The following is a 12,832-nucleotide window of genomic DNA, read 5'->3' as shown; positions in this document are numbered from 1 at the left end:
TGTAATCTACTGTAGCACCTGGCGATACCAATCGAGGGTGGCTTGGAGTCCCTGTGCCAACGATGTCTGTGGTTGCCAGCCTAGTACCTGGCGAGCATAGGAAATGTCTAGCACACTGCGGGCCACTTCCCCTGGACGCGCCGGTAGAAATTGGGGCGTTGCCTTCGCCGGAATCAATTGCCGGAGCAACTCGTATAGCTCCAAAACCGACGTTTCCTGGCCGGTACCGATATTGAGCGTCAACGGTTCTGGCCAGCCCAGAACTTGCAAATTCACCTGCGCCACATCTGCAACATAGATATAATCCCGCGTTTGGGTGCCCTGGCCGTAGATCACCGGCGTTTGTCCGGTCAAAAAAGCGCGAATAAACGCCGTAATCACCCCTGCTTCACCCTTCATTCCCTGGCGCGGGCCGTACACATTGGCATAGCGCAAAATCACGTAGGGCAGTCCATAGGTTTGGTGATAAAAATGCAGGTAACGTTCCACCGTCACTTTGCCGATGCCGTAGGGTGAAATGGGTTGCAACGGGTGGGTTTCCGGCGCAGGAATCTGCTGCAATTCCCCATAACAAGCGCCTCCCGACGAGGCAAAGATAAATTGTTTCACCCCAGTTCGCACTGCCGCATCGAGAAGATAAAGCGACCCCAGGATGTTCATTTGGGCATCTACCACCGGTTGGGCCACCGAAAACCGCACGTCAATTTGGGCCGCGTGATGATTGATAACTTCCGGTCGCCATTCCTGCACAATGCGTTCTACCGCAGCGGCATCCCGCAAATCGGCTCGATAGACCCGGCTGCAGGGATGGATATAGGCGGGGTTGCCCGTGCTGAAATTATCCAGAATTGCTACTTCATGGCCGGCTTGGATGTAAATATCTTGTACGGCGGAGCCAATAAACCCTGCCCCACCTGTGAGTAAGATGCGCATGGGCAATCCGACGCAACAATCCCTCGTAACTTAACACATCAGGCGAGGCCCAGTTCATCCCGGATGTTGGCTTCAATGGTTGCTACTTGTTCATCCGTTAGGCCCAATTCCTCTTGCAATTCCAGCAGTTGCGCGCGTTCCTCAAGGCCAATTTCACCATCATTTTCCAAGAAGGCTCGGAACATCAGGGCGTATTCGTAGGCCGCTAGTTCGGGGTCATTTTGCTTTGGCTGGTAACGGGCAATAATTTCTTGGGCTTTTTCCTTACTCACCCCGTATTTTTCCCGCAATTTATCAAGGATGTCTAACTCTTTGTCTGATGGTTTTTTGCCTCCTTTGAAACAGGCTTCGACGAGCTTGGTAAATTTTTCAAGGGCGCTATCGGTGCCGCTGATAGCAGGTTCAGCGACGGGCCGAGATGTAGAAGTGGACTTGCTCACCGTTGGCGTTGCCGTAGATTTGGGCGTAGAACTCGTGGTCATCCCCGGCTCAAACAAGCGGTAGGTGCGCACACAGTTGCTAATAGCTTCTTCGACACGTTGGTATTCGGGGTTATCGCGCCCGCCTACTACCGTTTGTTCTACGGTTTGCAGGTAGCTCATTAACTGTTCGTAAAGGGCGCGTTTGGCGTCTTTGGTGGTCGCTTGCTTGAGAATTTTTTGGATCTCATCGTTGAGCAATTCCCGCGCCCGTCGGTTCTGGTCTGCTAATAAATACTGCTCCGCTTCCTCCCAGGTACTCCCTAGGTTCAAACTCCGCGCTAAACCCGTCGCACTATCCCGGTAATTCAGCTTGATTTCCGTGTAGCCGGTGATTTGATTTTGGGATTCGGTGAGCAATTGAAACACGCGGCCCAAGACCAAATTCTCCCGCAGTTGAATTTCTTCGCTGGAAGCGGGCATGATGTCGGCAAATTGCTGGCGATTGTGGTGAGTATGCAGGGGATTGCGGTCCATCTGGGCAACGGTTCGGTAAATGGTGCGCATCCGTTCCATCCCCTCAATCAAGCGCAGGGGAAACGCCCCAATTTCCCGCACGAAATAGATGTGGTGGGGGTCGTTGTAGGGCCGAATGTCCTTGTCCGTCAAGGTGGTGGCTTTGCGCAGCAGGGGTAGCAGCGCTGCGACGGCGGGGTCTGTCGGTTTATTGCCCCCTTGAATCCCCACTAAGGTTTGCCGTTTTTCGGGGCGGTCATCCCAACCCAGTCGCGCCTGTTCCTGGCTGAACCGTAAAAAGGCTTCGCTTTTTTCAAAAGTGCTTTTCAGTTGGGCTTCCTGTTGCTCCACCGTCGGATATTGGGCAATGAATTTCTCCGCCACCGAAACTTTGAGTTGCTCACTGTTGCTGAACTCGTCAATCGCCCGGTTGAGGATGCGTTGATACAAATCCTGTTGCCGCAAGTGTTCAAAGGTGTGCAAATCAAACAAGCGTCCTCCCATCCCGCCCCAAATGTCTTGGGTCATGCTCTGAAACACACTGTCGCCCCGGTTTGCTAGGGTTTTTTGGTAAATTTGTTCGATGTCTTTGGGGTCATAGAGTAGGATGCCATTGACAGTTAAGGTGCTGGTTTCGCGCGTATAAACTTCCTCCCGCTCCGCCAATTGCCGCCGTAAATTCTCTAGGTTTCTATCAAAGTTATTCAGGTCGTTGAGCAGGCGTTGGGTTTCTTCGCGCAGGGCATCGAGCAGGGGAATCGCCAGCGCCCGCGCCTTGACTTCAACTTTGGATACGTACAGGGACTCCAGCGCCTGCATAATGGCGTTGAAGTCATCATCAATCACTTTTTTGCGATTCAGCAGCATCACCTGGCGGGCGTGGTTATCAATCTGTTTGAGCAGGATTTGCAGGGCTTGACTAGCGGAACGCTCGCGGGCTAACCACTCCTTCTGGCGAGACTGGTCAAAGGTGGTGCGAAACTCCAGCCAAACTTCCATCAAGACTTCTAAAAACTGGCGCGTCCATTTCGGCCCCCGGAACCGGTCTTCGACCATCTGTGCCACTGTCTCTCGCAGTTCTCTGGTTTTCTGGGGAATCAGCCGGTTTAGGTTATCCCACATCTTTTGGAAGTAATCACTCCAGCGGCGGGGGTCGCTATCGGCATCGTTAAAATGCACCCGATATTTTTCTTCCTCCACTGAAATAAACCGCTGCAAATTCTCAAAGGGAATGTTTAAATCATTGCGACGCTTGCGCAGGCTGGCCACCCAATCCGACACTTCTTTGCTGTAGGGTTTCATGTTGTCGCCCACGCTGATGCTATCCAGCAATTGGTGATTGTTTTCGGATTCGGCCAGGCCCAAGTTGGGTAAGATTTCTGTTTTGATCACATCCCGCATCGCCGTCGGAGCCGGCGTGGGATTGGCCCACCAGTCGACGAGTGCAACGGCCAACCGTGACGCACAGGCATTGAGCACCCGCTGTACCGGAAATTGGATACTCGCCAACCCAAAGGTGATGTAGTTTTGTGGAAACCCAAGGGGGTCAGGGCTGGACCAGTGCTTGCGAATGTTGTCCCGCACCAGCTTTTTGTATTGGCTAAACCCAGACGAGAAATCCAAAAAGATATTCTGGGCCACCATTTCCAAAACGGCCTCTAAAGTGGGCAGGGTGACCTTGTCGTTGCTGTTGCCCACCAGGTAACAAAAACCAAAGGGGGTATCTTGCGCGTTTTGACTGCTGATCCGGTCGGCAATGTTGTGGCTGTATTGCGTTTCAAAACGCGTGTTGGGACGGGAGTAGTGGTCGAGTTCCATCAGGGCGGCGTAGGCATTGGCAATCACGCGGTCCCCCAGACCCGAAAAGGCCCCCGGCAACACCAGAAACGCACAGGTTTGGGGTAAATCCGACGGCGGCACCCATTCCCGCACGTTGTAGGCCATATCCAGCACCATGCCAGAACCCGTCCCGCCGCTGAGGGAACACACGATGAAAATGTTGATGCCTTTATCCAGTTGCACGCCCCAGCGGTCCAGCATGAATTTTTCATGACCGACAATGCGAGCACGGGCATTGGCAAAGGCGTTTTTGATGGTCTGGTAATTGACGGTAAAGGCGAATTTTCCCAGCGCTCGGATTTGCCCCGCGCCCGCCAAGATGGAGTCCGTACCAGTAAGTTCGGGGGGAAACCATTCGGTGAGATAGTCGTAGTCGGCGATGCGATTCAAAATAGCCTTGGCGTTATCGACTTTGGCCCAAACTTGCTCCACCGGTCGCAGGGAAATATCTTGTTTCAACACCACCTGGGGTTCCGACACCTTGGCGTTTTGTTCCGTGTCCACGTGCAGGAAAGAGACAATCGGCAACGCATCCAAACTGCCGTAGGTCTCGACAATCATCCGCCGGATTTTCATGATGACTTCCTTGCCGGTGCCGCCCAGTCCCACCACGATGCTGGGGGTCATGCCTTGGTATTCCGCCATAGCTTCCGTTTCTCGAGGGATGCCGTTGGCTGTATTGTATGCAATTTCTGCGGTTTTGTCCTCAACTTGAACGAACGCTACAATGGACGACAGTAGGGCAAGGCAGCAGGCATGGTACGGGGCTGGTTGATTGGGGAATTGAGTAGCCAGGCGGGGGTGTCGCCCCAGACGATTCGGTTCTACGAGCGGGAGGGCCTGCTGGCGCCGCCAGAGCGCAACAAGAGTGGCTATCGGCTGTATCCTCCGGAATCCCTGACCCGCCTGTGGTTTATCCAGCACTGTAAACAATTTGGCCTGTCGCTGGAGGACATCAAGCAACTGGTGCAACTGCAGGCCCAGGGAATTGACCCCTGCGGGAGTTTCCGGCGTTTGGTCAAGGAACGCCTGGCGATGCTCTCCCAACAAATGCAACAGTTGCAGGCGACCCACCAGGCAATTAGCCAGCGGTTGGAGTGGCTGTTGACGCGGTTGCCGGAGACGGACCGCCGCATGAATGGGAGCCGGACGCTGACACAATGGTTGGCGGAGGCCGCTAATCCGACCCCCGTGCCTCCATCGCCCACCCCGGCCACTTCGAACCGCGAACAGTTGTTGCAGCGCTATGGGGCTGGGGAACGGAATTTCCAGGGATGGGACCTGCTCCAGGTGAATCTGGCGGGGGTGAACCTGAGCGGCGTGGACTTGAGCCGTGCGCACCTGATGCTGGCGAATTTGGCTGAGGTAGTTTTGGAGAACAGCCGGTTGATTGGCGCTAATCTTACGGGCGCTGATGCGATTGGGGGCTATTTTCGCCATAGCCAGATGATTGGAGCGGTGATGATTGGCACGGACCTGAGTGAAGCGGATCTCATGGCGGCCAATTTGGTGGGTGCCAATCTAGGCGGGGCCAATCTGACAGCGGCCAATCTGCAGGAGGCTAATTTGAGCGAGGCGCTGCTGATCGGGGCAAATTTACGCGAGGCCAATCTGATGGGCGCGTCGTTGTGGGGTGCGAACCTGAGCGGCGCGGACTTGACGGGCGCCCGTTTAGACCCCAACAGCCTGTCAACGGCGAATCTGTGGGGAGCCACGCTACCCAGCGGCGAGCTGTACCCGCCTTCGCTAGAAATGCCATGAATGCCCAAACCTGGCTGGACGCCCAGGACTACGCAGGCTTGCGTGCGGAAGTGGAACGGGCGCTGGCCCAGGAACCTGAAGATGTGAGCGCTTGGGGCTACGGGGGATTGGCGCACCTGTTGCAGGCGGACCCTGAAGCGGCCCAGGCGTGGTGGTGCCAGGCAAGGGCGCGTTTGCCGGTTTCCCAAGCAGCGGCATTGGCCCAGTGGTTGGAAACCCAGGCGCAATCCTATCTGACGACGCAACCGGCGGTGGGTTTGGGACTGTACCAGGCGGCTTATGAAGTGGCTCCTACCCCCGAGCGGCTATGCTGCTGGATTGAAACCGCCGCTGTGCAGGACCAGTTAACCGCCGACGCCCTCGAGCGCTTGGTTCAAGCCCTTGAGACGACGGCAACCTTTCCGGTGGCACCCCTTTGCGCCACCTTGGTCGCAGTGGCATCGCACGTGGAATTCAATCCCCTGGTAGAGCGGTTGGTGGGGGCTTGCCAGGCGCATTTACCAGCGCAGACCTACGCCCAAGCGTTGGCGACCGTTAGCCGCCGAGTGCGGGAGCATGCGCCGCCGGCCGTGCGGGAGAAATGGCTGCTGCTGGCGCTGGAGACGGACCCGGACAACGTGGACGTGCTCGGGCTGCTGGCGCACCTGTACGGAGAAATGCGCCAGTACAACCAAGCTCGGCAGTGGTGTGACCGGCAAAAGGCGGTCGCGCAGACCCATTCCCTGGTGGCCCAGGGCTATGCCCAGTACTGCCGGTTGCAAATGCTATTTGACGCTGGCGGCGATGCCTGGTCGGAAATCCTTGCCGAAGCGGAATCCTACCTGCAGTTGCTGCGGGCGATTGCCGACCCTGCTACCGACTTTGCCCCAGCTTTGAAAACCCTGGGCGCCCTTTTGTTCCAGATACCCTTTTTTCTCCCCTACCTGCGGGATGAACCGGCGCTGGACCGCCCCTTGTGCAACTGCATCAGCACGCGCATGGGTCGAGCGGTGCGGGGTGCGACACCCCTGTTTGGGCAACCGCCGGCGACGTCCCAGCGACTGCGGGTGGGCTTTTTGTCCTCGACATTTCGCCAGCATGCGGTGGGGTGGCTAGCTCGCTGGTTTTTCGAGCACTATGACCGAGAGCGGTTGGAACTGTTTTTGTACTGCATCAGCCAGCCCCCGGACGAGTTTGGGCACGCCTGGTTTGTGAAGCGGTGCGACCATTGCTACTACCACACGAACCCTAGCGTGCTGGCGGCGCAGATTGCCCGCGATGGCATCCAGGTGCTGGTGGACATGGACAGCTTGACCGTAGACAGCAGTTGTTTGGTGCTAGCGAAAAAACCGGCACCGGTGCAGGTGACCTGGTTAGGCTGGGACGCCAGCGGATTAGACAGTGTGGATTACTTCATCGCAGACCCCCTGGTGCTACCGGCGAACGCCCAAGATTACTATCAAGAAACGATTTGGCGCTTGCCAGAGACCTACATCGCGGTGGACGGGTTTGAGGTGGATGTGCCGACCCTGCGGCGGGAAGACCTGGGAATCGAGCCAGACGCGGTTATCTTCTACACGGCCCAAAGCAGCTACGAACGCCACCCCGCTACTGTGGATTTGCAGTTGCGTATCCTGCGCCAGGTGCCTGGTAGTTACCTATGTGTGAAAGGCGATGAGAAACGACTGCAGGAGCAACTTCTGTCTCAAGCGCAGGTGTTGGGGGTGGACCCAGCCCGCCTGCGATTTCTACCCCCCGTTGCGAATGAGTTTATCCAGCGGGCGAACCTGCAAGCCTTAGCCGATGTGGTGCTCGATACCTACCCCTACAACGGCGCAACAACAGCGCTCGAGGCCCTGTGGCTGGGGATTCCCCTGGTGACCCGCGTGGGCCAGCAGTTTGCGGCCCGCAGTAGCTATGCGTTTTTGACCCAGTGCGGGATTGCGGAAGGGATGGCCCAGACGCCGGAGGAGTACGTGGCCTGGGGGGTGCGGCTGGGTACCGATGCGGCTTTGCGACAGCAGATTCGACAACGCCTGCTAGAGAGTCGGCACACGTCGCCGCTGTGGAATGGCCAACGCTTTGCCCAGCAGTTAGGGGCGGCATTTCAGCAGATGTGGGAAAAATACACCGAAGCGGTGGCTAAAGACGTTTAGCTTGTTTGCAGGACCTGGACTCGTTGTTGGTTCCCACTCTATGGCTAGCAGGCGCAGCTATCGCCTGAAGCACTCCCCTAGTCCTTCAACGCATTAGCTCCAGCGACCACCTCCATAATCTGCTGGGTAATGGCCGCTTGCCGCGCTTTGTTGTAGGAAATGGTGAGATTTTTGATGAGCGCCTTGGCGTTGTCGCTGGCGTTGCTCATGGCCGTCATCCGGGCGGCGAGTTCACTGGCGGCGGCCTCCTGGAGCGCCCGCAGCACCTGGTTGTTGAGATAAAGGGGCAAGAGGGCGCTGAAGATTTGCACCGGGTCCTGCTCAAAGATCATTTCCTGAGGAAATACCATCCTCGGCGGTTGGGCTTGGGGACGGCGTTCCACGGCAAAGCGCCCTTCCCGCGTCGTCAGCCGGAAAATTTCGTCATCCTGGGGCTCCAAACCTTGCAGCGTCATGGGCAGGAGGGTCTGCACCACCGGGCGAGAGCTGATCAGGGACACAAAGCGGGTATAGATTAACTCCACCCGGTCCACGTCCTCCGACAGAAAAAGGCTGAGCATCTCTTGACTAATCCGACGCGCCTCAGCGGCGGTAGGAATCTGCTCCAAACCAGTAAACGAGCGGTCAATCGGGTGTTGCCGCCGGCTGAAGTACTGGGCAGCCTTGCGCCCCACCAGCACCAGGGTGTAGTCCAGGCCCAGCTCCCCTAGCTCACGAATCCGTTGCTCGGCCCGACGGATGATGTTGGCGTTATAGGCCCCACACAAGCCTCGGTCGCCCGACAAAATCACCAGGGCCACCCGCCGCACAGGCCGTTGCTGCAACAGCGGCACCTCCAGATTCTCCAACTGTAAGCGGGACTGGAGACCATACAGGACCTGGGCCAACCGGTCGGCAAAGGGACGGGTCGCCAAGACCTGCTCCTGCGCTCGCCGCACCTTGGCCGCCGCCACCAACCGCATCGCCTCGGTAATCTTGCGAGTGTTCTTGACCGAATTGATCCGGTCCCGAATAGCTTTCAAACTGGGCATCTTTACCCTCCTAGGCCGCCGTGAAACCGGCCTTGTACTCGGCAATGGCCTCCTTGAGCAATCCTTCCGCCTCAGGCGTCAGTTGCTTGGTGGTGCGGATGATCTCGCCAAATTGGGGCTTGTTGGTGCGCAGGTACTCCCGCAACCCCGTCAAAAACGGTTGCACCTGCTCTAGCGCCAAATCATCCACATAACCATTGGTACAGGTGTAAATCATCGCCACCTGCTCCTCCACCGGAATCGGCGAAAACTGGGGTTGCTTGAGCATTTCCCGAATCCGTTGCCCCCGCGCCAATTGCTCCTGGGTGGCCTTGTCCAAATCGGACGCGAATTGGGAAAAGGCCTCAAGCTCGGCAAACTGAGCCAGCTCCAGTTTCAGTTTCCCCGCCACCTGCTTCATGGCCTTAATCTGGGCTGCCGACCCCACCCGCGACACGGAAATCCCCACGTTGATAGCAGGACGCACGCCAGCGTTGAACAGGTCTGCTGACAGGAAAATCTGCCCGTCGGTAATCGAAATCACGTTGGTGGGAATGTAGGCCGCCACGTCCCCCGCTTGGGTTTCCACAATCGGCAAGGCGGTCATGCTGCCCCCACCCAGGGTATCGTTCAACTTGGCCGCCCGTTCCAACAGCCGCGAGTGCAGGTAAAACACATCCCCTGGATAGGCCTCCCGTCCCGGTGGCCGCCGCAACAACAGGGACATCTGCCGGTACGCTTGGGCCTGCTTGGACAGGTCGTCGTAAACCACCAGCGTGGCCCGGCCCTTGTACATGAAATACTCCGCCATGGACGCACCGGCATAGGGCGCCAGATACTGTAACGTGGCCGGGTCGTCGGCATTGGCCGCCACCACAATGGTGTACTTCATCGCGCCCCGTTCCTCCAAAATCCCCACCACCTGGGCCACTGACGAAGCCTTTTGCCCGATGGCGACGTAGACGCAAATCACATCTTGGTCAGCCTGGTTGAGGATGGTGTCTATGGCGATGGCGGTCTTCCCGGTTTGCCGGTCGCCAATGATCAACTCCCGCTGGCCCCGCCCAATGGGAATCATCGCATCAATCGCCGTAATCCCCGTTTGCAAGGGTTCGTACACCGACCGCCGCACAACGATGCCTGGCGCTGGTGATTCAATCAACCGGCTCTCGGTCGTGTGAATGGGTCCCTTGCCGTCCAAGGGTTGTCCCAGGGGATTGACCACCCGCCCCAGCAGGGCTTCACCCACCGGCACCTGCGCAATGCGACCCGTCGCTTTCACCGTGCTGCCTTCGGAGATGTTGCGCCCATCCCCCATCAACACCGCCCCCACATTGTCCTGCTCCAGGTTCAAGGCAATGCCGATGGTGCCGTCCTCAAACTCCAGCAATTCCGAGGCCATCACCCGTTCCAGGCCGTAAATGCGGGCAATGCCGTCCCCCACCTGGAGCACCGTGCCCACGTTGCTGACCTCGACCGCCTGGTCGTACTGCTCAATCTGCTGCCGGATAATCTGGCTAATTTCATCGGGGCGAATGCTGATCATAACCCTCCTTTTGTGTGGGGACTAAACAACACTCTGACTCAATCGTAAAGCTAGTCGCTGCAACTGGCTCCGCAAACTGGTGTCTAAAAATTGGGAACCCATCTGCACCGTGAATCCCCCTAGCAACGACGGGTCCACCTGCACGTCGAGTTCCACCCGCCGGGCACCGCTCAGTTGGGCTAGCCGTTGGCTCAAACGTTCCGCCTGTTCCGCCGTCAAGGGCACCGCCGCCCGTACCCGCGCCAACTGGGTTCCCCGCGCCTGCCTGGCCCGTTCCTGAAAGGCACTGATGATGCGTTCGAGCAGAGCAATCCGGCCCCGGTCCACCAACAGCAGCAGGAAGTTCAACACCAGCGGCTGCACCTGAGTGCCGAAAATCCGCCGCAGTAAAGCCTTTTTCTGCTCCGGGCGAATGGTGGGCCTTTGCAACACACTGGCTAGCTCCGGTGTTTGTCGCACCAGTTGCTGGATGGCTGTCAATTCCTGTTCCATCGCGTCCAACTGGTTGTGGGCTTGGGCCAGCGCCAACAGGGCCTCGGCGTAGGGTTCCGTCAAGCGGGCCACCGCCACCGTCATGGCTCACCTCCCAACCGCGCAATCCCTTCGTCAATCAAGCGGGCGTGGAGCTCCGGCGTCAACCGTTGCTGCAACTGGGCGGTCACGTAGGCCAGGGTCAGTTCCGCTAGCCGCCGACGAATCGCCGCTACCGCCTGTTCTTGCTCCACCTCAATGCGGCGCTGGGCCTGTAAACCAATCCGTTCTGCCTCCTGCGCTGCTTGGGCCAGCAGGGTTTCCCGGAGCCGTTCCGCTGTGGCCTGCCCATCTTGCCGGATCTGGGCCGCTTGGGTTTGGGCCTGGGCGAGATTCTGTTGCGCTGCAGCAAGTGCGGCCTTAGCCTGCTGATAGGCCGTTTCCGCCTCGGTGATTGCCTGGACGATGCTCTGTTGCCGTTCCTGCAACAACCGCCCCAAAAACCTGCGCCCGTAGTAGACCAGCAGGCCCAGCACCACGGCGATATTGAGGGTATTGGTCCCCAGCAAATCCGGATTAAAACGTACCCCCGCCTCCGCCGCTAAGAAAAGGGAATCCATACCTCAACTCAATAACTTCGCCAAAATCGCTTCCCCTAGAGTTTGCACCTGGGGTTCCAGTTGGGCCAAGGCTTTTTCCTGCTGCTCAGCGAGTTCCGCCCGAGCCTGCGCCAGTTGCATTGTCGCCTCCTGCTGGGCCACCCGGATCTGGGCTTGTGCCTCCTGCTTAGCCTGAGCCTGGGCGGTGGCCACAATCTGTTGGGCATCCCGCCGCGCTAAGGCCAGCTCTTGGTCGTACTGCCGGGTAAGGTTGTCGGCCTTCGCCTGTAATTCCTTGGCCTGCGCCCTGTGGAACCGGATGTATTCCTCCCGCTCGTCCACCACCCGCAGCAGCGGTTTGTAGAAGATGACATTCAGAATCGCCACCAGCACCAGAAACTGCGCTGCCATCACCGGCAAGGTAGCGTCCAGGTCAAACAGACCCCCGGCTTCGGCCAACAACGCTATCCCCAGCCATCCGGTCATGGGCCTAGCCCGCAAACGGGTTGGCAAACAACAGGATCAGCGCCACCACTAGGCCGTAAATGGTCAAAGCTTCCATGAAGGCCAAGCTCAGCAGCAGCGTTCCCCGAATCTTTCCATCAGCCTCTGGCTGCCGGGCAATCCCTTCCACCGCGCGGCTGGCCGCATTCCCTTGGCCCAGACCCGGCCCGAGCGATGCCAAACCTACCGCTAGACTTGCCGCAATCACCGAAGCTGCAGACGTCAATCCATCCATACACCCATCCTCGCACTCAGTTGACTGGACTGTACGGGAGACAAATCCCCGCAGATCACCATACCAGGTTTTGCTCCCAACCCCACCACCATCTTAGGCCATTTCCTGCTCGGCCGCCTCGGCGTGTTCGTGGTCCTCCAGGGCCTCAGCGATGTAGGTGGCCGCCAGGGTGGCAAAAATCACCGCCTGAATCCCACTCAGGAACAGCCCAAGTACCATCAGCGGCACGGGCACTAGCACCGGCACCAGCAACACCAGCACCCCCACCACCAGTTCGTCCGCTAGGATGTTGCCAAAAAGACGGAAGCTCAGGGACAGGGGCTTGGTGAAGTCTTCAATCACCTTGAACGGCAGCATAATGGGCGAGGGGTAGAGATAGCCCTTGAAGTACCCTAGCAACCCCTTGCGGCTGAATCCCGCATAGAAGTAGGCCAGGGACGTCAACAGGGCCAAGGCCGCTGTAGTGTTAATGTCGTTCGTGCTGGCCGCCAGTTCCCCCGCCGGCAGTTCAATTAACCGCCAGGGCACTAAAATCCCCGTCCAGTTGCAGGTAAAGATGAACAGGAACAGGGTGCCCACAAAGGGTAACCAGGCCCGGTACTCCTTTTCGCCCAACTGATTCCGGGCCAGACCGCGTACAAAATCCAGGACATACTCCATAAAGTTCTGCCAGCCGTGGGGCACCCGCTGGGCGTTGCGCGTCGCCAGAAAGGCCGCCAGGATTAGCAGCGCCATCACCACCCAGGAGGTCATCAACACCTGGCCGTGAACCTTTAAATTGCCAAGCCGCCAGTAAAAGTGTTCCCCAACCTCCAAACTGGCCAAGGGTAAGAACATAGTGATCCCTGCTGTGACACATCAGAC

Annotated in this window: 11 protein-coding genes; 2 read left to right on the top strand and 9 right to left on the bottom strand. The window is 58.0% G+C overall.

Annotated elements, in window-relative coordinates; all coding sequences use genetic code 11:
* Window positions 1-6: 6 nt before the first annotated feature.
* A complete protein-coding gene (locus tag NZ705_02170) occupies window positions 7-933 on the bottom strand; it encodes a GDP-mannose 4,6-dehydratase (protein ID MCS7291767.1) in 927 nt (308 codons plus the stop codon).
* Window positions 934-971: 38 nt separating this feature from the next.
* Window positions 972-4,352, bottom strand: coding sequence for a tubulin-like doman-containing protein (locus NZ705_02165; GenBank protein ID MCS7291766.1), 3,381 nt, complete (start codon window positions 4,350-4,352; stop codon window positions 972-974).
* A gap of 111 nt (window positions 4,353-4,463) precedes the next feature.
* Here NZ705_02165 and NZ705_02160 point away from each other — a divergent pair, with 111 nt between their 5' ends.
* Together NZ705_02160 and NZ705_02155 are read left to right on the top strand one after the other, a co-directional pair.
* Window positions 4,464-5,468, top strand: a complete 1,005-nt coding sequence (locus tag NZ705_02160) for a pentapeptide repeat-containing protein (protein ID MCS7291765.1) — start codon at window positions 4,464-4,466, stop codon at window positions 5,466-5,468.
* Window positions 5,465-7,603, top strand: a complete 2,139-nt coding sequence (locus NZ705_02155) for a hypothetical protein (GenBank protein MCS7291764.1) — start codon at window positions 5,465-5,467, stop codon at window positions 7,601-7,603. The genes NZ705_02160 and NZ705_02155 overlap by 4 nt, the downstream gene beginning before the upstream one ends.
* Window positions 7,604-7,680: 77 nt before the next feature.
* Here the strand turns inward: NZ705_02155 and NZ705_02150 are convergent, their stop codons facing one another.
* From NZ705_02150 to atpB, 7 genes are all read right to left on the bottom strand, one after another.
* Entirely contained in the window at window positions 7,681-8,634 is a 954-nt protein-coding gene (locus NZ705_02150) for a F0F1 ATP synthase subunit gamma (protein MCS7291763.1), read from the bottom strand.
* Window positions 8,635-8,644: 10 nt separating this feature from the next.
* Window positions 8,645-10,159, bottom strand: coding sequence for a F0F1 ATP synthase subunit alpha (atpA, locus tag NZ705_02145; protein MCS7291762.1), 1,515 nt, complete (start codon window positions 10,157-10,159; stop codon window positions 8,645-8,647).
* 21 nt (window positions 10,160-10,180) lie between these two features.
* Entirely contained in the window at window positions 10,181-10,735 is a 555-nt protein-coding gene (atpH, locus tag NZ705_02140; protein ID MCS7291761.1) for an ATP synthase F1 subunit delta, read from the bottom strand.
* A complete protein-coding gene (locus NZ705_02135; protein ID MCS7291760.1) occupies window positions 10,732-11,250 on the bottom strand; it encodes a F0F1 ATP synthase subunit B in 519 nt (172 codons plus the stop codon). Before NZ705_02135 ends, atpH begins: the two co-directional genes overlap by 4 nt.
* 3 nt (window positions 11,251-11,253) lie before the next feature.
* Window positions 11,254-11,715, bottom strand: coding sequence for a F0F1 ATP synthase subunit B' (locus NZ705_02130; protein ID MCS7291759.1), 462 nt, complete (start codon window positions 11,713-11,715; stop codon window positions 11,254-11,256).
* 4 nt (window positions 11,716-11,719) lie between these two features.
* Window positions 11,720-11,968, bottom strand: coding sequence for an ATP synthase F0 subunit C (gene atpE / locus NZ705_02125; GenBank protein ID MCS7291758.1), 249 nt, complete (start codon window positions 11,966-11,968; stop codon window positions 11,720-11,722).
* Window positions 11,969-12,061: 93 nt separating this feature from the next.
* Window positions 12,062-12,805 (bottom strand): F0F1 ATP synthase subunit A, encoded by a 744-nt coding sequence (gene atpB, locus NZ705_02120; protein MCS7291757.1) that lies wholly within the window; start codon window positions 12,803-12,805, stop codon window positions 12,062-12,064.
* Window positions 12,806-12,832 lie beyond the last annotated feature (27 nt).

Origin of the sequence: Gloeomargarita sp. SKYB120 (assembly GCA_025062155.1) — a bacterium.
Lineage (GTDB): Bacteria > Cyanobacteriota > Cyanobacteriia > Gloeomargaritales > Gloeomargaritaceae > Gloeomargarita.
Note: the sequence above shows the minus strand (reverse complement) of the source record. Positions and strands in the feature narration are given on the sequence as shown.

Coding starts and splice junctions, on each gene's coding strand:
- NZ705_02135 (MCS7291760.1), bottom strand. CDS start 11,250: ATGGATTCCCTTTTCTTAGCGGCGGAGGCGGGGGTACGTTTTAATCCG.
- NZ705_02130 (MCS7291759.1), bottom strand. CDS start 11,715: ATGACCGGATGGCTGGGGATAGCGTTGTTGGCCGAAGCCGGGGGTCTG.
- atpA (MCS7291762.1), bottom strand. CDS start 10,159: ATGATCAGCATTCGCCCCGATGAAATTAGCCAGATTATCCGGCAGCAG.
- atpB (MCS7291757.1), bottom strand. CDS start 12,805: ATGTTCTTACCCTTGGCCAGTTTGGAGGTTGGGGAACACTTTTACTGG.
- atpE (MCS7291758.1), bottom strand. CDS start 11,968: ATGGATGGATTGACGTCTGCAGCTTCGGTGATTGCGGCAAGTCTAGCG.
- NZ705_02155 (MCS7291764.1), top strand. CDS start 5,465: ATGAATGCCCAAACCTGGCTGGACGCCCAGGACTACGCAGGCTTGCGT.
- NZ705_02165 (MCS7291766.1), bottom strand. CDS start 4,352: ATGGCGGAATACCAAGGCATGACCCCCAGCATCGTGGTGGGACTGGGC.
- NZ705_02170 (MCS7291767.1), bottom strand. CDS start 933: ATGCGCATCTTACTCACAGGTGGGGCAGGGTTTATTGGCTCCGCCGTA.
- atpH (MCS7291761.1), bottom strand. CDS start 10,735: ATGACGGTGGCGGTGGCCCGCTTGACGGAACCCTACGCCGAGGCCCTG.
- NZ705_02150 (MCS7291763.1), bottom strand. CDS start 8,634: ATGCCCAGTTTGAAAGCTATTCGGGACCGGATCAATTCGGTCAAGAAC.
- NZ705_02160 (MCS7291765.1), top strand. CDS start 4,464: ATGGTACGGGGCTGGTTGATTGGGGAATTGAGTAGCCAGGCGGGGGTG.